The sequence below is a fragment of the Geomesophilobacter sediminis genome, from assembly GCF_016458275.1.
GTDB lineage: Bacteria > Desulfobacterota > Desulfuromonadia > Geobacterales > Geobacteraceae > Geomesophilobacter > Geomesophilobacter sediminis.
This window is the reverse complement of the sequence record NZ_JAEMHM010000005.1, coordinates 219,492-239,747: the sequence shown is the minus strand read 5'-3', so window position 1 is coordinate 239,747 and position 20,256 is coordinate 219,492. Positions and strand designations below refer to the sequence as shown.

The following is a 20,256-nucleotide window of genomic DNA, read 5'->3' as shown; positions in this document are numbered from 1 at the left end:
ATTGTCTAAAATGTGTGACGGTTATATTTTTTTTATGTAAATCTTTGAGTTAAATTTAACTTTGAATTGCCTCTTCACTGGGTGATGTTTGACCAAGATATTGAGTTGTTGGAATTAAATGTTCCCTTAAGGATTCCGCCACCATATGCGACGTAAATAATATTAGGGTTGGTTTTATCTATGGCTAGATCGCCAACATTTCGCGTCAGACCGGCGGTTGTAAGAGTTGAAAGCCACGTTTTCCCACCGTCATTGGAATAGTATAAACCATTCAGACTCATTACGTAGAGTCGGCCTGATGCGTCAATAACCAAACGGCTTATCCACCCACTGAGTTCATTTTTAAGTTGGAACCAAGTATTTCCACCGTCAGTGCTTTTCCAGAGACCAGAATTGTAGGCTCCGGCATAAATTGTATTTGAGTTTCTTGGATCAACTAGTATTGAGGAGATGTCTCTATGGAATGTGGCAAACGTACCGTCAGGCTGTTTTTCAGTAAAATCTAGCCCATTGTCTGCGTTGCCGCTAATAAATGACCAGTTTAGTCCTCCGTCACTACTCTTGTATACGCCAGTTCCTACACCACCATTATGTCCCCCTGCATACAGTACATTGGGATGATTTGGGTCGATGGTTATTGAGCTCAGCGTTGCTTTAGCAGGAAGGCCATTACCAATTAAATTCCAGCTAAAGGAGTTATTCAAATAACTGCTCATGTACAGCCAGCCCAGCGTAGCAATATAGATATTGGGATTCGTTGTTGGTTGTCCAGAAAAATCAATTGCAATATCTTCGAGAAGTCCAGCGCCTCCAAGTGAGGTCCAGCTTTGTCCCGAATCACCACTCGTAAATACTGCATACTCTGAACAAAAGTATAGCCTTGTTGCAGAGTAACTAGATGTAGGGTCTATAATCAGTCGGTAACCAGAATTAGTAGTAGGAACTTTACTGTATAACTGCCAGTGACTCGCCCCCGGTGATAACCTGTATAAAGAGGCAGAAGAGTATGACTTGAAAGTGTTGATTTTTGCAGAGGAAAACCGCGTAAATGCATTAATGCCTGCATATAATGCTCCGTCTGAGCCAGTTGCAATTGAATTTACTGGTAAAAACAATGATCCAATTAGCTCAAGCTGTGTACCACCCGTATCTTTTACTACCTGTTTGATCGGAGGATTGTTGTCTTGGTATAAATGCAATGCTGCAATAAAACCAGCCAAGGTTGTGCTTAAAGCATTTTTGCTAATGATATCGCCACTTATCGCATCGATTACATTGCTTACTGGGGTGCCAGAAGTTTTGGCCATTTGAGACAATGCGGCAAGAGCCAAGGTGTAATCTTTTTGCGACTGGGCTGATGTCTGTAGTGCAGCAACAGTCATTGCTAGAGGCTTTGTTTTGATTGAGTCAAATGTGAAAATGCTGGCTATCAAATTGTTAGCTGTATTGATACTAGTAGGTGTTAAAGACGTTGAACTTGCTTTTCTGACTGCAATTTCTGTAAATGGTGATACTGAAATTGTTGTCGCGCCGGTAATGTTGGGGTATGCCGCTCTTAATGGAGCATTTGCGGAAATAGTCATTTGCTGCCCTGTGGCTTCATCCTGATAATTGCCACTGGCTTCCACAAGTACAGGGCCAGAGTATGAACCGACCGTAGCTGCGTACTCACCGTTGCTGTCAGTTAATGCCGAAGCAAGCAAATCACCCTTACTGCCGTCGCTTTTTAACGAGTATATTTTAATGTTTCCGTTTGCTATTATTCCTTTTGATGCGACCCCAGAAATAACATTGCCGTTCAATGATGGACCACTGCTAGAGGACCCACCCCCGCCACTACAACCAAAACAGGCTAGAGAAAAAGCAGCGATTGCTAGAAAAAATACTGATGTAGCGCGCATGTACGGCACCTCCAGGTTGAGCACAATACATCAAAATTGTTACGTCTATGTATTTATCCATTGACAATGAAGGAACATTTCCCGCTGGCTGACTTTCCTGAGGCCACTATATCCACGCCAAATTGCAATGAGAGGTTTTCTTCGTTGCGGGTGATGTTCGAGTACTTCCTGCCCCGGGGCGTCGTGGTTTCGGCGGTATGGCGGCTGTCGCTTCGGAATAACTACCCCATCTTCCAGGAGACCATGACCGCGTGACGGTCGGTGGGGCGATGAACGAAACGGTTGCCGGAGCCAAGGCGGAGGAGGTGGGGCTGGCGAGGAGCGTACTGGTGGGAGGGAGGATGACGGAGAAGGTGGGGGGGGACCGGACCCTCAGCGTGGGCAAGGATTTTACCACCGAGGTTGGCGGAACCAGCACGCTGCGGGCCAGGTCGATCCTTTTTGAAGCTGACGACGAGATCGTTTTGAGGTCAGGTCCGGCGACCATTGCCCTCAAAAGCAGCGGCGACATTTTGATCAGCGGTCGGACCGTCCAGTGCCGCGGGGCCGGAGATGTCGTCCTCAAAGGGGGCAGGATATCCGAGAATTGATCAGGGTGAGAGTGGCGAAGATGGCAGGCGTAGCAAGGAAGAAGTGAATAGGAAAGGCACCCAAATCACCTTGGGTGCCTTTCCTGTTTCGATCAGCGTGTGGTGCTCTTACTTGGTTTTCTCGGGAATGGTGATGCAGAGGGCTTCGCCTTCGGCGTAGACGGTCTCGCCGTTTCTGATCCGGCCCCGGACGGTTACCTTGCGCCCGACCACCGAGACGACTTCGGTTTCCAGGGTGACGATGTGCCGGATCGGGAGGAGTTTCCTAAAGCTCACGTTGAGGTTGCCGACCACGATGGAGTAGCCGGCCGCCCAGGCGGCAAGGCCGAGCACTTCGTCGAAGACCGCGGCGATCGAGCCGCCGTGGGCGTTGTCGGGCGGCCCTTCGGTCTCGGGACCAAACCAGATGCGGGCCTGCAGCTGCTTGTGCTCGTCGCGGTAGTAACGGATCCGGAAACGGTTGCCGTGCGGGTCGCCGGATACGAATTTAAGGGATTCCCCGACCAGGGCGGATGCCGCGAAAGGGACCCACCCCTTCTCGCCGCTCAGATCGACGGTTTCCTCGGGAGTGAAAGATGCTTTGCAGTTGCTTGCTTCGGACACGGAACCTACCTCCTTGCCGGATTGCTTACGTCAACGTCAACGTCGGCAACCATAGCAGGTTTCGAGTTCAAAATAAAGGGGAACGTCGTTATAAAGTCGTCCCTGGGAAAATGCTGCGGCAGCTGAACGCAGAGACATGTCGATGAAACGGCAATTGCAGGGTGGGCAGCTGCCGCGTGGGCACGGGATGCCAGCCCGCGGTTGAAGATGAAGCTGGAGCTTCCGGGAAGGGAAACGTTCCCAAGGTGGACCCTGGGAACGAGAGGAAACGTCAACACCTTAGAGGCAAATCCCTCTAAATCTCCCTTTGTTAAAGGGGGACTTCTTGTGGTGTCACGTGGGATTTCCTCTCGTCGATCTGGACGTTCAGTAGAGATAGACCGGGGTTCCGATGGGGACCATCTGGTAGAGCTTGGCGATGTCTTCGTTGTGCAGCCTTACGCAGCCGTGGCTGACCGCCCGTCCTACGGAGTCGGGTTGGTTGGTGCCGTGGAGGCCATAGCCGTGGCCGAGATTCAGCCGGTGGGTCCCGAGCACCTTGTCGAACCGGCGCTGGTTGGTCTCCATCGGTGGGACCAGGATCCTGCCGTTGAGGATGATGTGGTGCTCTTCGGTCGCCCGCAGGACCCGGGTATGCCCGTCCGGGTAGACCCGGACCACGTCGGCCCCGGCGACCTTCACCGCCGAGCCGTCGCCGAGCGGGATCGTCTGCCCGTGCTGCAGGTGCATCAGCCCCAGGTGTTTCTTGCGCGCCTGTTCGACGTAGAACCAGTCCGGCGGAACCCAAAGCGGGTTCTCCTCCTTGCTCACCACGCTCAGGCGCCCGCGCGGGGTGTCGAATTTCCAGGTGCTGCTCCCCCCCTCCTTGATCAGCCGCTTGCCGCTTCCGGTGGCGACCCGCGTGGTCATCAGGGTGTTCCCCTCTTTCTTGTACCAAAGGCGCCGGTCGTAGAGGCTGATCACGATATAGGGGTGCCGGCCGGTCGGCGGGGGCGTTTCCTCGGCCTCGCTCAGCATCTGTTGGGAAAGGGCCAGGTTCGCCTGGGCGTCTGCCAAACCTTCCTGCCACTGCTGCAGTTCTTCGCGGGTTGCCTGGAGCTGGTCCCGCGCCTGAAGGGCGTCAAACACCTGCACGGCGCCGATTGCCATGACCACCACCAGCATCGCGACGTAGCGCAAGCCCCCCAGGTGGATGAAGTTCCCGATCCGTTCCGAATACTCCGGAATATGCCCTGCGACGTTGGCTCTCATGTCAATAGAGATAGATCGCCATGCCGGGCTTGAGCACCGCCCGCACGGCTCTTAGGTCGTCGGCCTGGGCCCGCACGCTCCCCGGGAGCACGTATTCCCGGTCGCTCAGCGGCCCGGACTTCGGACGCGAATAGATCACGGCATTGCCATCGAGGATGACGGCGACCGGCCCCAGGGCGCCGCGCACGTTACGGTCGGCGGGAATCGGCAGTCCGCGCTGCTGAAAAACCGACCGCGGGACCTCCCAGGGATAGGTTTCGTCCACCACGCGCACCACGAAGCGCCGCCCCCGCGGCGAGCGGAGCGGGTCGGCGGTGCCGGCCGGCTTGGGCAGACGGACCGCCATCTCCCGCAGGACCGCTCCGTCGCGCAGAAGGTACATGGTCCCCTTGCCGGTATCGATGGAGAGGTGCATCGCCCGTGCGGCAAGGGTTGCCCGCCGTGCCTGGGCTCCCACGTTTGCGGCGAGGTTGCCTTCCGTGGCGGTGAGGGCCTGGTCGTGCGTGACCTGGACCCGTTCCAGGGAAGCCCGCAGCGCGAGCTCATCCTGACGGGCATGATACGAGTAGTAGGTGAGGAGGACGTTGATACAGAGAAGGGCGAAGATGGAGAAAACCAATGAGTAAGCCAGGCGGGGATAGGCAACACGAAGTTCATGCCAGCGCGGCTTTTTGAGAGTGCCGGCAACCGTTGCGCTTTGCTGTGGGCTTCCCGTGACCATGGCCCGACCTCATCTGAGGCGTACGGACTGTTTGAACCCAAGCGGCAGGAGAAAGATTGTTCTCATAAGGTGGCAGCTATGCCAAAGGTGCTGCCATCTGATACAGCTTCGGGCTACCTTGATAGTACCATATAAAACGCTTCGTGTGTCGTGTTATAGATTCGGGCGGGGGGGCGGTGCGGTGGGGATTTGGTTTTTCTTGGGGGGGAGATCCATCGCGCCAGGAATGGCGCTCCCACAGTGTGATGGGGCACCCCCCTTCTGCTCGCGTCCGACCTTCGGTCATCGCGACCGGAAGGTAGCTCCTACCATGCGGAATCACCGCCGCTGACGCATCTCATCCTGTTAACCTGTCGGCTCCCATTAAAAAAGTTGTCACCGATGGCCCGGCTTCTGTCATGATAGGGACAACGATTCGCTACCATGCTTTTCATCCACTTCCAGGAGGCAATATCATGAAGATCGCATTGACGTGCACCACCGCTTTGGATCATCCCACCCCCGCACTGGTCATCGGCTGTTTTGAGGATGAAAAAAACGAACTTTTCGCCGCCTGCGATGCCCGGCTCGAGGGGTGTCTGCAACGGCTTGCGGACAACCGCGAGTTCTCGGGCAAGCTGAAGACCGCGCGGCTCATCCATACCCTCGGCAAGCTCCCCGCCGAGCGCCTCCTCCTGGTCGGGCTCGGCAAGAAGGGGGAGCTCGACGACGAGCGCCTGCGTCAGGCCGCCGGCAACGCCGCCGCCGCGCTGCGCGGGGCGCGGGTCGCAACCTTCGCCTCGGCCCTGCACCTGGCCGCCGGCACCCCCGGCGCGGTCGAGGCCTGCTGCACCGGGTTTCTCCTGGGGAGCTACAGCTTCGAGGCTTACAAGACCAAGGACCGGGAGGAGCGCTTCGCCTTTGACGGGATGACCCTGCTCTTCCCGGACCACGCTCCCCTCGACGCGGCGCAGGAAACCGTCTACCGTGCCGAGATCGTCAGCCAGGGGGTTGCGCTTGCCCGCGACCTGGTCTCCCATCCCGGCAACGTGGTCACTCCCGGGTATCTGGCCCGGACCGCGAGCGAACTTGCCGCCCGGCGCGGGGTGAGCTGCCGGGTGCTCGAGGTGGGCGAACTGGAAAAGCTGGGGATGAACGCGCTGCTCGCGGTCGGCAAAGGATCGGTGGAGCCGCCGCGCCTGATCGTTTTGGAATACCGGGGGGGAGGGGCGGCGCGCCCCACCGTCCTGGTCGGCAAGGGGGTCACCTTCGATTCCGGCGGGATCTCCATCAAGCCCGGCCCGGGGATGGAGGAGATGAAGACCGACATGGCCGGTGCCGCCGCCGTCCTGGGGACGCTCGACGCGGTCGCGGCGCTGAAACTCCCGGTGAACCTGGTCGGCATCATCCCGACGGTGGAGAACATGCCGAGCGGGACCGCCTACAAACCGGGGGATGTGATCACCTCCATGTCGGGCACCACCATCGAGATCACCAATACCGACGCCGAGGGGCGGATGATCCTCTGCGACGCGCTGCATTACGCCGTGAGCACCTTCAATCCCGCGGCGGTCATCGACCTGGCGACGCTGACCGGTGCCTGCGTCGTCGCGCTGGGGCACGAGGCGACCGCGGTGATGTCGGTGGACCCGGCGTTGGTCGAGGCACTCAAGAAGGCATCCGAGCTAAGCGGCGAGCGGATCTGGGAGCTCCCCCTTTGGGACGATTACGGCGAGGGGATGAAGAGCGACATCGCCGATCTGAAGAACGCGGGGGGGCGCGACGGCGGCGCGATCCTGGCCGGATGGTTTTTGAAGCAGTTCGTCGGTTCCACCCCCTGGGCCCACCTCGACATCGCCGGCACCGCCTGGACCGGAAAGGCCCGTCCCTACGCCCCCAAGGGGGCGACCGGCGTCGGTGTGCGGCTGTTGATCGAGTACCTGCGGCGGGGGGGAGAAAAGGCCGCCTGACCTTTGGCCTGCCAGGGCCGTGAAGCAATGGAAAAGGGGAAGTCCGGTTTGGGCTTCCCCTTTTCCTTTTTGGTGCGCTTTGCCTCTCCGTGTCATACCACCGAAGCAGCTTTTGAAAAGGTCAGCAATGCCGTCTCCTATTGTGTCAGTTAGAATATTACTCTTTGAATGAGAAAGTATTGTTGTATTTGTTCTTAACACAAAGATATTCAATCATTACCTTTCTTGATTTCGATCTGTATACGTCGTGATTGTGATTATTTATTAAAGATTTTATCGTCAAATGCCGAATGTTACTGAAATGTAAATTAGTTATGACGGTGCCATATAAGTGTGGCGCTTCTTTCCCATGCCCTTTCAATGGCGAAACGGAGGTAGTGGATGTTGAAGAAACTGAACATGCGTTCCAAGTTGTTGCTCATGCTGCTCGCGCCCATCATCGGACTGGTCATCTTCTCGGTCCGCGACGTTCAGCAGGCCTACGGTGTCCTCCAAAACATCTCCGCGGTGAACACCCTTACCGGGCTTGCGGTGCGGATCGGCGCCCTGTCCCACGAGCTGCAGAAGGAGCGCGGGCTCTCCTCCGGGTTCATCAACGCCAAAGGCGAAAAGTTCCGGGATGACCTCGTCAAGCAGCGCGAGACGGTGAACGGCGAGCTGAAGAAAGTTAAGGAGTACGTCGCAGCGAACCAGGGGGCCCTCCAGATGGTGCAGGGCTCCCTCGATACCGCAGCGGCGCGCCAGGAACAGTTGCCGGAAAGCCGCGGCAAGGTCGACTCCCTTTCCTTCACCGGTGCCGACTCGTTCTCCTTTTATACCGGGTTGATCGGATCCTATCTGGACGTGGTCGCCTCGGTCGCGACCTCCAGCCAAAAGCACGAGATCATGCGCATCGCCGCCGCCTACTACGCGTTTGTCAAAGCCAAGGAGGAGGCCGGCAAGGAGCGCGCCACCCTCAACGCCGTGCTGAGCGCCAATGCCCTGGATCGGGAAAAGGAGCAGCGCATCCTGGGGATCGTCGCCGCCAACCGGACCTACCTGGAGATGTTCCGCAAGTACGCCTCCGCGGAAGAGGTCGCAGCCTTCGACGCCACGGCCAAGGATCCCTCCTTCGCCAAGGTGGAGGCGCTGCGCGAGTCGGTCCTGGCCAACGGGACCGGCAATTCCGGGACCACTGCGGAGGAATGGTTTGCCACCGCGACCGCCAGGATCAATGCCCTGAAGGGGATGGAAGACACCCTTTCCCGGGACATCCTGAAAAGTTCGGACGATCTGGCGGGCAAGGCCAAGGGGGAACTGGTCTTTGCCCTGGTCCTCTCATCCCTGCTGGTCGCGACCGCTCTCGGGATCGGCTTCTTCGTCTTCGTCAGCATCACCCGGCCCTTGAGCCGCATGCTCGGCATGCTGAAGGACATCGCGGAAGGGGACGGCGACCTGAGCAAGCGGCTCCCCGTGGAGAGTTCCGACGAGCTGGGTGAGGTTTGCCGGTGGTTCAACCGGTTCGTGGACCACGTGCACGACATCATTTCCCAGGTCGCGGCCACCACGGTTCACATCGCCTCCTCGGCGACCCAGCTCAACGCGACCGCCGAGCAGATCGCCACGGCGGCCGAAGAGGTTGCCTCCCAGTCGGTAGCCGTGGCGACCGCCAGCGAAGAGATGGCCGCCACCTCCCAGGAAATCTCCGGCAACTGTGTCCTCGCCGCCGAGGTTTCCTCCGAAGCCGGGAGCACCGCCCAGTCCGGCGCCCGGGTGGTCGAGGCGACCCTTTCCGGGATGCAGGAAATCGCCCGCTGCGTCGAGGACTCCGCCAAGACGGTCGCGTCTTTGGGCGACCGCTCCGACCAGATCGGCGCCATCGTCGGGACCATCGAGGATATCGCCGACCAGACCAACCTCCTCGCGCTGAACGCGGCGATCGAGGCGGCCCGTGCCGGGGAGCAGGGGCGCGGCTTTGCCGTCGTTGCCGACGAGGTTCGGGCGCTTGCCGACCGGACCACCCGGGCGACCCGGGAGATCGGCGAGATGATCCGCACCATCCAGCGTGAGACCACCGGGGCGGTGAGCGGGATGGGGGAGGGGGTGCGGGAGGTCGGGAAGGGGATGGAGAATTCCCGCCAGTCCGGCGCTGCGCTGCACCAGATCGTCGATGCCATCGACCGCGTGGCGTCCCAGGTGCACCAGATCGCCACCGCCGCGGAGGAGCAGAGCGCGGTGACCGCCGAGATCACCGGCAACATCCAGCAGATCACCGACGTGGTCCACGAGACCGCCCGCGGCGCCCACGAGACCGCCTCCGCCGCCTCCCAGCTTTCCGGCCTGGCCCAGACGCTGGAGCGGATGGTCGGTCGCTTCAAGCTCGCCTGACCGGCGCCGGCCGGGACTCTTGCCAAAAGAAAAAGGACCCAGCCGCGTAGACTGGGTCCTTTTCTTTTGCCAAAGCCGCGCAGGCGCAATCGGGTAACCTCTCTTGCGCCTTCCTGCTCACTGACTGAATCACTGGTCGGTGCGCCTTATTCCTCGGCGGTTACGAAGGAAAACGCTTCCTCGAGGTCCAGGCACCCGATGTGGGTAACCGGGCTACCGGCCATTTCCGCATACACCGCGACCTTCCGGGTCAGTCCGAAAACGCGTTCGTCCTGGGTCACGTAAGCGGTCTTGGCGCCGGGAAGCAGGGGGCGGTACACCTTGGAAACCGCGCCGAGGCACTGGATCTCTTCCGCGGTGATCTCGCTCAGGTCGGCCCCGATCAAATCCCAGACGAGGTGCCGCTCCACCAGGGGGCAGAAACGTGCGATCGCATCGACGAAGTCTTGGCGGCTCACCTTGCCCCGCACGGTGAGCACCAGAATGTCATTGAATTTCGTGCTGGTGACGTCGGGCATCTCTCCTCCCCATCTCTACATTGCATGGTTACCGTTCCCGGGGCTTGCCGCCCCTTCGCGATCAGTCACCGCCTTGGCGGATGTATTCTTCCGCCTCCTTCAGCGTGTAAAAGACCTGGATGTCGGAGGAGACCTCCTCCAACTGAACCAGGATGGAGAACATCCGGGCCAGGGCGTAGTCCTTCTCACGGCGGGCCACGTACGCGGTACGTGCACCGGGGGAGGGCCTCCGGTACCGTTTCACCAACGGGAATACCTGGCGGAACTCGTCCGGGACGGCCTGGTTCAGGTCGGCGTGGGTAACGTCCCAGATGACGTGTTTGGTAACCAGGGGGTAATACTTCTCAATAGCGGCAATGACGTCCGCCACGTGCACCACTCCCGAGACCGCCAGCAGGAGGGTGTCGTCCCGGATTTCAATTTCTATGTCGGCCATAGTTCCTGAGTGGGATTGCTGGGTGAGAGGTTCGAAACTGGGTTTTGGTGCAGTTACAGGATGCATGCCAAGGGAGAGTGTTTACATTTCAAACCGTTGGCTGTGAAGGTGGTGGCGAGGTGCTGTTCGTTTCCGGTACAGTTGTGTGAGTTTTGGTCAGCGGATACCCGACCAGGTCGATGAACGGGGGACGGAATGGGATCGCCGGCGTCCCGGCAGGGGGAGCGCTCGCCGCTCAGGCGGGTTCGGCAGTGGCCTCGGTACGGTACATCTGCACGACGGTGGAGAGGTTCACCACGGCGATGATGCTCTCCAGCAAGGTGCCGCCGATCGAGCCCGTCAGGATGTTGTTGGCGAGCCAGCAGAACGTGCTTCCCAGGATGACCAGCCGCATCGGGATGCCCCGCATGGCGAACATGGCGTAGGTGGCGATGCCGGACCCGACCACGGGAAGGAGGTCGGAAGCATGCCGGGTCAGGAGCAGGCCGACGGAGATGTTGGCCACGATCACGAGGGCCGCCAGGATCGGCGAGGCGGTTTTCACCGCGAGAAAGGAGCGGGCGCTGGTGATCGCTGCGCTTCCCGCCGCGGCGGCGTTGCCGAGCAAGGTGAAATGGATGACGTAGGCGATGCTCTCCAGCCCGACAATGAACTTGAGCCGCCGGTCGTTTTTGCGGGTAAAGGCATAGATGCCGAGGACGAACGCGAGGTAGCCAAGACACTGGGCCAAAGAGAAGAATTTCATAACCGCACCACCTACCATAGTTGCCGCCGTGGCTGCAGGCGGCACTATGCGCTCTCCCGGCGGTCTCTGTCAAGGCGGCCGACCAGATCCGGCCCCGAAACGAAAAAGGGACGCATCCTTCGCGGGTGCGTCCCTTTTACTGGCGTGGCGGCCGGGGCTCAGGGGGCCGGCTCGTCATCGATCAGGTAGACCACCGAGACCACCGACTCGGTGGTCAGGGGCGGCAGGGCGGGCTGGTTGCCCGTGAAATCCAGGGGGGGCACCGGGTCCTCGTGATGGGGTCGCGCGGGATGAAAAACTTGACAGTTGTTCATGGGATCGCCTCCGGTAATTGAGATGCCGTCCCCGTTGCTACAGCATATCCGATACCAGAAACGCGACCGGAGGTAACCCGCTGAAATCACATCAGCACGACTCCTATTCCCTTGGGAAAACGGGACATTGTGACCCATCCGGTCGGACAAGAATGTACAACCGCCGGGCCGCAAAGGGGGCCGTCGCCGGATCGGCTTCTTCTAAGTCCAGTCGAGAAGGCGCTGCTCGCCTTGCAGGCTTCTGATCCCGGTTACGTCCTGGCTCACCTCCAGGCATCCCTTGTAGGTGCCGCCGGCGTCGCGGACCGCGAAGTACCTGATGTGGAGGAAACGTCCCCCCATCTGGATCCAGAATTCGGCGCTGTCCCTCGCTCCGGCGCGGAACTGGTCCAGGATCTTCTGCACCGTGTCGAGGCTCTTCGGGGGATGGCACTTCTGAACCTTCCTGCCGATGACCCCGGGGCTGCGCGGGAAGATCCGCTCTTTTCCCTGGGAGTAGTACGCCACCTCGTCGTTTTCGTTGACGAACGAGATGTCCAGCGGCAGGTGGGTCAGCATCAGGTTCAGCACCTCGGGAGTCAGCCGGCCGGTGTCGAGCTCGATCTCCGCGCCGGAATTGGGCGCCGCCAGTGCCTCCTCGCCGCCCCAAGCCGCCTCCGGCTGTACCCAGGCGTAGCCGATCTCCTCCTCGCCCTGGCGGACTTTCCGCCAATCGGCCTCGGTCAGGATCTCCAGCGCCATCGGGAACAGGATCTGCTCCTCCTTGTAGACCATGTCGGCGATGCTCTGCAGGAGCTCCTTCAGGGCGGCGGGCGTCGGAATCCGCCCCGCGGCGAGTTCGGCGCGCACCCGTTTCATGCTCTGCCGGATGTCGTCGTGGATCGCCCACATCACCTCGGAAGGACCGCTGATTTCGTGCTGTTCCAGTACCGGGAAGAGCTGGTTCTCCTTGCGCAGGTAGTGCAGGTTGATGTCGGCAAGCCGGTCGGTGAGGGGAATCAGCTTCTGGCGCAGTTGGGACAGCCAGGCCGAATCGCCGGCCCCGTCCAACTGGCCAGTGATACTTTCGATTTCCGCGGCGATCTTCTCCGCGGCGCGGTTTTCCAGGAGATAGGTGTGCAGGGGGTGTCCGGCCGGAACGCTCGGTGCTTCCTGTCGTTCCAGGGAGTCCTTGAAAACCTGGACGTGCACGTCGCACAGGCGCTTGATCTCGCTTTCGGGCATCCCCTCGGCGATCAGTTTCTGCTCCATCCGGGCGATCTCGGTCGGCTCCACATCCCGGATCAGTTCGTGGAAGCGTTGCTTCAGGCTGGCCGGGTCGGCGCCGTCGTGCAGGTCGCGGATGATCGCTTTCAACGCCTCCTGCCGGGCCGCATCGTCTTTAAGGGGCGAAGTCGAAGCCTGGTCCTCTCCCGCTGCGATGGCGATCTCGGCACCGGTGCGGGCTTTCACCTCGGCGGCGATCTCGGAAATCAGCTGGGGCAGGGGAATGCCGCCCTTCTCCGCAACGTGGGCCAGCGGTGCCACCTTGCCGACCGTGTTCCGCAGGACGGAGCTCTTGAGCATCTTGAACTTCGGGGAGCGGTTGATCAGGAACTCCAGCAGGAACGGGTATTCCTCAATAAGGTCGTGCAGTTTGGATTGGCCGCTGATTTCCATGTTGTTTCTCCTTCTGCTGCTATCGGTGACTCATCTGTTGAGGTGACGATAGCAAAGAAGGGCGCTTCACTTCCTTGATTCAGGTCATCAAACGGCAAAAAAGGTCCGGTTTGGAAAGCCGCAGTTAGAAATGCTCCCCGGGCCTTGGGGGCAGGCTTGGCAAGTTGCCCCCTCAGGCGAGACTTGGCCGGCGTGCCCCTCGTCCTCTGAAGAATTCAGGCATAAGCCACCAGGCAAGGGTGATACCCGCCCTTTGCGGCGCCTTCACGATCTTTCCCGTTGACTATCTCCCGCCGCTGATTGTATTGATTGCCTCAGTAGTATCTCGTGGGGTAATCATGCGCAAAACAGCTCTTCTGGTCCTTATTCTCGTGGTAACGGTGACTTTTCCCGTTCTTGCCGCCGGGCCGATGCCTTCGGTGGGGACGGTGGAGGTCTATTTTTCGCCCAACGGGGGGGCGACCGAGGCGGTGGTGCGGGAGCTGGAACTGGCCCGGTCCGAGATCCTGGTACAGGCATATTCCTTCACCAGCCGCCCCATCGCCAAGGCGCTCGTGGACGCAAAAAAGCGCGGGGTGCACGTGGAGGTGCTCCTGGACAAAAGCCAGCGTGGGGCGAAATACACCTCGGCGGACTTCGTGGCCCATGCCGGGATCTTCACCTACATCGACGACCGTTACGCCATCGCCCATAACAAGATCATGATCATCGACCGGGAGACGATCATCACCGGTTCCTTCAACTTCACCAAGGCCGCCGAGGAGAAAAACGCGGAGAACCTCCTGGTGCTCAAGGGAAACCCGCGGCTGGTGGAGACGTATCTCAAGAACTTCGAGGCGCATCGGGGGAAGGCCATCGTCTATGCGGGAAGGCAGTGATCAGGCAATGAGCCGTCGGAGCCGGATCTTGCCTCCCTGGTTGCTGCGCCGCTCCTGGTTTATAGCTGCTCTGGCACGGAGGTAACTCCATCCCATCCATCCATGACAAAAGGACCTGCCGGTTAAAGCAGGTCCTTTTGTCTGTTACCACCCTCTTGGCCAACAGCACCAAACTGCTGACTCTCACGCGAGATCGAAGAGGAGGATCTCGCCTGCCTTCACGCCGGAGATTTCGAGGAGTTCTTCTTCGCTGGCCGCCAAGCCGTCGCCGGCATCCAGCCGGTGGCCGTTGACCATGATGCTGCCGCCCGCGACCTGCACCCAGGCATGGCGCCTGCTCCGGATGATGTGGCGCAGCGCGTCGCCGGGATGGACCAGCGCCGCGTAGAGGTTCACGTCCTGCCCGATGGTGACCGAACCGTCCCGGCCGTCGGGGGAGCCGATCAGGCGCAGCTTCCCCTCTTTATCCTCGGGGGAGAAGAACTTCTGCTCGTAGCTCGGGGCGGTCCCTTCCTGCGCCGGAAGAATCCAGATCTGCAGGAAATGAAGCTCCTCATTGCGCGAATGGTTGAACTCGCTGTGGGTGACCCCGGTGCCGGCGCTCATCCGCTGCACATCACCGGGACGGATCACCGAGCCGGTCCCCATGCTGTCTTTGTGTTCCAGGGCCCCTGCCAGCACGTAGGAGACGATCTCCATGTCCTGGTGGGGATGACGGGGAAAGCCTTCCCCCGGAGCAACCCGGTCCTCGTTGATGACCCGCAGGTCCCGGAATCCCATGAACCTCGGGTCGTAGTAGTTGGCAAAAGAAAAGGTATGGTAGGTGTTGAGCCAGCCGTGGTCGGCGTGACCACGTTCCGCTGCTTTTCTGATCGTGATCATGATGTCTCTCCCGGTACCCGGACTTGTCATTAACGGTCGCAGGTCACCCTATCAATGTAGTCCTCCGGCTGCGAAAAATAAAGATGTCCCCAGTTGGAGCTCCCCGACCCGGTCTCCCGCCCCCGGGCGGTTCAATTTTGTAGCGTTTGTTTTAAAAAGGTACAGCGCTTCGAGAAGGCTGATTTTTCGCGGGGCCGGGTAAGGTGCCGCCACGCCACCGTTTTGGGGGGCGTTTGCCGACTGGTACGATTCTTGGTTGTCCCAACGGAAAGGGTGGGTGGGCCGATCAACTGCTGTGCAGCATTTTCCCTGCGGCTGGTCCGCCGATGCGCCGAAGGACGAAAGTCATGACCGAGAGCGAAAAAGTCCTGATGGCTGCCAATTCGCTGGAACAATCCTTCCCGATCCGTTTTCCCAACGGGTACCAGGTGGAGGGACTCATTTTCTGGTGCACGGCCTGCAATACGCCGCTGCCGCTTTCGGCGGTGCACGGGCAGGTTGGTTCGCTGATCGAAGAGGTGGTGGATATAACCGCAATTGGGAGCTGTACCTGCGGGGAAATCAGCCATTACCGGATCCGGTTGCGCAATGACGGGTCGTTCTCTTTCCTTGATAAAGGGAGCTGGGTGAACAAAGAGGTGAAGGAGAACACGGGGTTGTTTTCCTTCGTCAAGCGCGTGTTTTACCTGCTGAAGCTGCGCATTTACTGCTTTCGGTTGAACCGGGCGTTGAAGCGGCTGCAAAAGGAACTCAAGCGCATCCAGACCCACAATCACCCGCCGATGAATGCGGGCAAAAGCGGAGGGGCCTAAAGTACCTCCCGCCCCTTTCCGGTCAACCACCTGAGACAGGCAGCTTCCTTTTTTGATTGACCTCATCCTCCCCCTATGACAAAAAGGCCGATAACTTATCACATTGCCGCTCAGGGGTTTTCCTATGCATGAAGAGATACTGGAATCACTGCTGGACTCATTCGACATCGCCAAGGGGCGCTACAAGGACCAGCAGGTGGAACTGGCGGTGACGCTTAAAGAGCAGATCACGCCGCGGCTGATCGCCGTCCTGGAAGAGGTGGCAACCAACCCGGCGCATTTTTCCGGCGGAGACCGGGAGGTCCATCTCTATGCGGCGGCGCTTCTGGCCTATTTCCAGGAACCGGCGGCCCATCTCCCCATCATCAGGGCCTTTTCCATCCCGCAGGAGTACCTCGACGGGGTATGGGGGGATCTGGAGATGGAACGGCTGGCGGCGGTTCTCGTTCAGACCTCTGGCGGGAGCCTGGACGCGATCAAGGCGATGATCCTCGACGAGAAGGTGGACGACTACGTCCGCGGGGCGGCGGTGGATGCCCTGACCTATGCCATCGCGCGGGGGAGCGCCAACAGGGAGGAGGTCCAGGGGTTCCTGCGGGAGTTCCTTACCGAGAAGGCGGGAGAAAACGACGTCCTGTGGCAGTTGACCATCGCGGCCTTGATCGACATCCATCCGGACGGGGCGATGGACGTGATCCGCAGGGCGTACGATGAAGGGCTCGCCCCCGAGGACTTCGCCTCGCTGGAAGAGGTCGAGGCGGCGGTGGGCCTGGACAAGGAAGAGTTCCTGAAAACGTGGCGCGCCCAAGTGGAGGAGGAGATACCTCGCGATGTCGAGGGATACCTCCGCCGCGGCGAAAACCGCTGGAAGGCCGCCGAGCTCGAATAGGACATCGGCGCGATACCTCGCCGCAGGAGTGCCGCTCTTACCGGAGGACCGGGATCAATATCCTGTGCCCTCCTCGTTGTTTGATGGACGCAGTGGAGAAAAGGGCCGGTCCCCGGGGACTGGCCCTTTTCTATGAATCACTGGTGTCGAAACCCGTTACGTCACGGTCCCCACCGCTACCGCGCCTTCTTTTCGGACCATCCTCACCTTCACGTCCTTGTCATGGTACTGCCATTGTTCCTTTCGCCCGGGCCACTCCCAGGGTGCTTCGTTCATCGATCGCGCAGCTCCTCGCGCTCCAGGGCGAACCGCTCGCGGTAAAGCTCGAAGTGCGGGGAGCGCCTATCGGGATCGAGGCTGAAGGCACCGAGGGGGAAGGTGTCGGTGCGGTTGCCGCCGCGCTCGGCTGCGGCGAACGCCGCCATGCGGGCCGCGGCTGCGTCGGTAAGGCGCAGCCCGAAACGCTCATAAATGCGCCGGACCGTCGCCACCGGATCTTCGGCGAGATCCTGGTAGCGCACGTCGACGATGCGCTCCTCCAACTGCGGATGGCTGGCGCGAAACTCCAGGATCAGCTCAATCTTGTCGTGCAGGCAGCCGCTTTCGTAGCCCCCCAGCTTTTCGAAGTCAACCTGGCGGCTGAAGACCCGCTTCAAGAGGGCCATCTGGCTGCAGGCGGCCTGCAGCACCCGGAGCGGGTCGCGGTGCAGAAAGACGAAGAGCGCCTCGGGATAGGTCTTCAGGAGCGCCTTCAGGGCATAGAGGTGGTCGGAGGATTTCAGCACCCATCGGTCGGCGGGGGAGTGCCACTGCAGGTGTTGCAAAAGTTGAGCGTGGAACCGGTAGGCGTTGCCGAGGTCGCGGCTGCGCAGCCAGCTCTCGTAGGAGGGGACGGTGAACATGTCGAGAAAGACGGAGGACTCGAGGGTGTAGCCGAGCAGGGCACCGCATTCCTGCGGGAGGGCTGCGCCGACCGGATGCGCCCGGACCAGCTTGGGGTGGATCCAGTTCAGCCAGCGGAGCCGGTTTTGGGCCCTGCGGATCCGATCGTCGGTGGCGGCGCTGGCGCGGTCGGGTGGAGGGAGGGGAAGCATGACTTCCCACATCCGGGGCACCCGGTTGTCCGGGTCGAGCGCGAGAAGGCGATGCAGGAAGGTGGAGCCGGTCTTGGGGAGGCCGGTAAGAAAGATCTGGGGGAGGACCGGCGCTGCCTGGATTGCCGGCTGGTGTTGCCAGAGCTCGAGCAGCCGGAAACGGGTTTCCAGAAGTTCCCGCAGATGCTGCCGGGCCGCCATCTGTCCGACGAGCCCCAGCTCCGCCTCCTCGTTCAAGGCCTGCACCAGGGTCTTCAGCGCCGTTTCGAACTCCCGGTCGACCGTTTGGGGGCCGGCTTTTTGCGCCGCTTCCAGGAGGAGCCTGTCTGCGTCGAGGGGCGCCACCCCCAGTGTCCAGGGGATTTTTGCCCGCGTTGCATTACCGTTCATGCCTTGGGTCACTTCCCTTGTTGTCGGATTGCGCGGCTATTAAAAGGAAAATCAACCGCTATGCATGACGATAGCACGGATGTGTACTAATGAGCATCTCCGTCCTGGTGGTTCCTGCTCGTCGTTACCCGCCATCCTGTTTCTTCTCCCGATTTCTGCGGGGCCTGCCTTACCGTCGATCAGCGAGTACCTCTTTGATCTTTTCCCTGAGCCGGGTCATGTCGATCGGCTTCTGAATATAGTGCATGCCGTCCTCGATGATCCCGCGTTTCGCCACTATTTCCGACGTGTAGCCGGACATGAAGAGGACCTTGATTCCCGGCCGGACCGCCTTCATTTTCTCCGCCATTTCTTTCCCGTTCATTCCGGGCATCACCACGTCGGTGAGGACCAGGTCGAACGGTTCCCCTTTTTGACAACGGGCCAGTGCCTCCTCTGGACTTTGGTTCTGGATCACCCGGTACCCCATCTCTTCCAGCATCTTCGCGCTCATCTGGAGAAGCATTTCCTCGTCCTCTACCAGAAGGATGGTGCCGCTTCCCTGGCTCCGTTCCGGTTCCTTTGCTTCCTTGGCCTCCTCCGCCGGGACTTCCGTCTCCGGCAGCCGTGGCAGGTAGCAGCGGAAAACGCTTCCCTGTCCCCGTTCGCTGTGGCATTCGATGAACCCGTTGTTCTGGACGAGGATGCCGTACACGGTGGCAAGCCCCAGCCCCGTCCCGGCGCCTCTGTTCTTGGTTGTGAAAAAGGGTTCGAAGATATGCTCCCGGATCTCCCGGTCCATCCCCACTCCGGTGTCGTTTACCGTGAGAAGCACGTATTCGCCGGGGTGGGCGTCCAGGCAGTACCTGCTGTAGTCCTCGTCGATGCAGATGTTTCCCGTCGTGATGGTCAGGACGCCTCCGTCCGGCATGGCATCGCGCGCGTTGGCGGCGAGATTCATGAGAATCTGGTCCACCTGGACCGGGTCGGCCTTGATGAGCCAGAGGCCGGCTGCCGGGCGGAAGGTGAGTTCAATGTCCTCCCCGATCAGGCGCCCCAGGTTCTTCTCGGTCGCCAGGATTACCTGGTTCAGGTCGAGGGGGCGCGGCGCGATGACCTCCTTGCGGGAAAAGGCGAGGAGCTGCCGGGTGATCTCGCTGGAGCGCTCCGCTGCCTTGAGGATCTGTTGGAACACCTCGTGATAGGGATCATCCTCGGGAAGCTTCAAAAGCGACAGCTGCGCATACCCCACGATGACCGAAAGCATGTTGTTGAAGTCGTGGGCAACCCCGCCGGCCAGCCGGCCAATCGACTCGAGCTTTTGCGACTGGCGCAGCTGTTCCTCCAGGAGTCTTCGCTCGCTTACGTCCCGTACCACCGCGATGATCCGGTCGTAATCGTCGGTGGCCACCCGCTTGAGGGAAATCTCCGACCAGAAGAGTTCTCCGTTTTTGCGGCGCGAATGCCATTCGAACACCTGGGGCCCCTCAGCCATGGCCCGGCGTAGTTTCTCCGTCGCCTCCGCTTCCCCATAGGGGGGGTGTCCTTCGGACAGCCGCGCGATGTCGAGGTTGAGGGCCTCCTCACGCGATACCCCGAAGATTTCCAGCATCCGGTCGTTCACGTCGAGGATCCTGCCGCTTTGGGCGTCATGAACGAAGATCGCCTCGTTGGTAGCGTTGAAAATCGCCAGGTACCCCTTCAGGCTTTCCAGTTCCCGCCGCTCGGCAGCGTCGATCTGCCGCGCAAAGCGGCTGATCAGGAAGAAAAGGAGTGCCGCCGTGGTGACGATGAACAGGGATCCCTTGATGACGGCGATTTTCACCATTACCGCGTGGTCCTTGACCAGCCAGCCGAGGGCGGTGTCCGATCCGTAGATCCAGACCAGTCCGAACAGCGCGTAGACGGCCACGATGCGGGCAGTTGCACTGGTATACCGGGAAGCCTGTCGCGTCATGATTCCCTCTCCCAGGGACGAGGCTAGAAGTGTTGAGCCGGCCCAAACGGAGCAATACGTGATGCCAGGTAGGTGTTCGGCGGCAAGGTAACCCATGGTGAATGGGCGGGGCAAGTTACAGATATGCAGTCTCGCGTGAGGGCGAGCGCGCTTTTAATTACACCTGCAGTCAGGAGAGGCCGCAGTGCTTCCGGGAACACTGTCATTGCCAGAGGGTTATTGGTAACCCCGGCATCTAGTGCTACTGCGCAGACAGTCTGCAGCCAGGGAAGGTCGCACAGAGTGTATCTCGAATCCGTTTACTCGCATCAGGGCGTGCTC

General features: G+C 60.1%; 18 protein-coding genes. 6 read left to right on the top strand and 12 right to left on the bottom strand.

Translation table 11 applies throughout. The annotated features are described in order from the left end of the window. Positions 1-74: 74 nt before the first annotated feature. Positions 75-1,901, bottom strand: a complete 1,827-nt coding sequence (locus JFN93_RS07725) for a WD40/YVTN/BNR-like repeat-containing protein (protein ID WP_199383428.1) — start codon at positions 1,899-1,901, stop codon at positions 75-77. A 269-nt stretch (positions 1,902-2,170) separates the two neighbouring features. Between JFN93_RS07725 and JFN93_RS07720 the strand changes: the two genes are divergently transcribed. Then, on the top strand, positions 2,171-2,491 hold the full coding sequence (locus JFN93_RS07720) for a hypothetical protein (protein ID WP_199383427.1): 321 nt from the start codon (positions 2,171-2,173) through the stop codon (positions 2,489-2,491). A gap of 108 nt (positions 2,492-2,599) precedes the next feature. Here JFN93_RS07720 and JFN93_RS07715 read toward each other — a convergent pair whose 3' ends face one another. The 3 genes from JFN93_RS07715 to JFN93_RS07705 all read right to left on the bottom strand — a co-directional run bounded on the left by JFN93_RS07715 (position 2,600) and on the right by JFN93_RS07705 (position 5,066). Continuing rightward, on the bottom strand, positions 2,600-3,094 hold the full coding sequence (locus tag JFN93_RS07715; protein WP_199383426.1) for a PaaI family thioesterase: 495 nt from the start codon (positions 3,092-3,094) through the stop codon (positions 2,600-2,602). A 366-nt stretch (positions 3,095-3,460) separates the two neighbouring features. Next, positions 3,461-4,345: a L,D-transpeptidase gene (locus tag JFN93_RS07710; RefSeq protein WP_199383425.1), complete on the bottom strand. Its 885-nt coding sequence runs from the start codon at positions 4,343-4,345 to the stop codon at positions 3,461-3,463. A 1-nt stretch (position 4,346) separates the two neighbouring features. Beyond that, complete coding sequence (locus tag JFN93_RS07705; protein ID WP_199383424.1) at positions 4,347-5,066, bottom strand: hypothetical protein; 720 nt, start codon at positions 5,064-5,066, stop codon at positions 4,347-4,349. Positions 5,067-5,521: 455 nt separating this feature from the next. On the opposite strand from JFN93_RS07705, the gene JFN93_RS07700 reads away from it, so the two are divergent. After that, a complete protein-coding gene (locus JFN93_RS07700) occupies positions 5,522-7,015 on the top strand; it encodes a leucyl aminopeptidase (protein ID WP_199383423.1) in 1,494 nt (497 codons plus the stop codon). 381 nt (positions 7,016-7,396) lie between these two features. Further along, positions 7,397-9,382: a methyl-accepting chemotaxis protein gene (locus JFN93_RS07695; RefSeq protein ID WP_199383422.1), complete on the top strand. Its 1,986-nt coding sequence runs from the start codon at positions 7,397-7,399 to the stop codon at positions 9,380-9,382. Between the two features lie 146 nt (positions 9,383-9,528). Here JFN93_RS07695 and JFN93_RS07690 read toward each other — a convergent pair whose 3' ends face one another. The 5 genes from JFN93_RS07690 to JFN93_RS07670 form a co-directional block, all read right to left on the bottom strand. Continuing rightward, positions 9,529-9,900, bottom strand: a complete 372-nt coding sequence (locus JFN93_RS07690; RefSeq protein ID WP_199383421.1) for a hypothetical protein — start codon at positions 9,898-9,900, stop codon at positions 9,529-9,531. A gap of 61 nt (positions 9,901-9,961) precedes the next feature. Next, entirely contained in the window at positions 9,962-10,336 is a 375-nt protein-coding gene (locus JFN93_RS07685) for a hypothetical protein (protein WP_199383420.1), read from the bottom strand. 235 nt (positions 10,337-10,571) lie between these two features. After that, entirely contained in the window at positions 10,572-11,081 is a 510-nt protein-coding gene (locus JFN93_RS07680; RefSeq protein ID WP_199383419.1) for a YgjV family protein, read from the bottom strand. 158 nt (positions 11,082-11,239) lie between these two features. After that, positions 11,240-11,395, bottom strand: coding sequence for a hypothetical protein (locus tag JFN93_RS07675; protein ID WP_199383418.1), 156 nt, complete (start codon positions 11,393-11,395; stop codon positions 11,240-11,242). A 201-nt stretch (positions 11,396-11,596) separates the two neighbouring features. After that, positions 11,597-13,054 carry a DUF438 domain-containing protein gene (locus JFN93_RS07670; RefSeq protein ID WP_199383417.1) on the bottom strand — a complete coding sequence of 486 codons (1,458 nt, stop codon included), beginning with the start codon at positions 13,052-13,054 and terminating at the stop codon, positions 11,597-11,599. Between the two features lie 338 nt (positions 13,055-13,392). Between JFN93_RS07670 and JFN93_RS07665 the strand changes: the two genes are divergently transcribed. Further along, positions 13,393-13,932 carry a phospholipase D family nuclease gene (locus JFN93_RS07665; protein ID WP_199383416.1) on the top strand — a complete coding sequence of 180 codons (540 nt, stop codon included), beginning with the start codon at positions 13,393-13,395 and terminating at the stop codon, positions 13,930-13,932. 183 nt (positions 13,933-14,115) lie between these two features. On the opposite strand, the gene JFN93_RS07660 is transcribed toward JFN93_RS07665, so the two are convergent. Then, positions 14,116-14,814, bottom strand: a complete 699-nt coding sequence (locus JFN93_RS07660; protein WP_199383415.1) for a pirin family protein — start codon at positions 14,812-14,814, stop codon at positions 14,116-14,118. 203 nt (positions 14,815-15,017) lie between these two features. Between JFN93_RS07660 and JFN93_RS07655 the strand changes: the two genes are divergently transcribed. Next, entirely contained in the window at positions 15,018-15,626 is a 609-nt protein-coding gene (locus tag JFN93_RS07655) for a hypothetical protein (protein ID WP_199383414.1), read from the top strand. Between the two features lie 124 nt (positions 15,627-15,750). Further along, complete coding sequence (locus JFN93_RS07650; protein ID WP_199383413.1) at positions 15,751-16,515, top strand: DUF1186 domain-containing protein; 765 nt, start codon at positions 15,751-15,753, stop codon at positions 16,513-16,515. 272 nt (positions 16,516-16,787) lie between these two features. On the opposite strand, the gene JFN93_RS07645 is transcribed toward JFN93_RS07650, so the two are convergent. Next, positions 16,788-17,999 carry a sulfotransferase family protein gene (locus JFN93_RS07645; RefSeq protein ID WP_199383412.1) on the bottom strand — a complete coding sequence of 404 codons (1,212 nt, stop codon included), beginning with the start codon at positions 17,997-17,999 and terminating at the stop codon, positions 16,788-16,790. Between the two features lie 169 nt (positions 18,000-18,168). After that, a complete protein-coding gene (locus JFN93_RS07640) occupies positions 18,169-19,935 on the bottom strand; it encodes a hybrid sensor histidine kinase/response regulator (protein ID WP_199383411.1) in 1,767 nt (588 codons plus the stop codon). Positions 19,936-20,256: the final 321 nt, after the last annotated feature.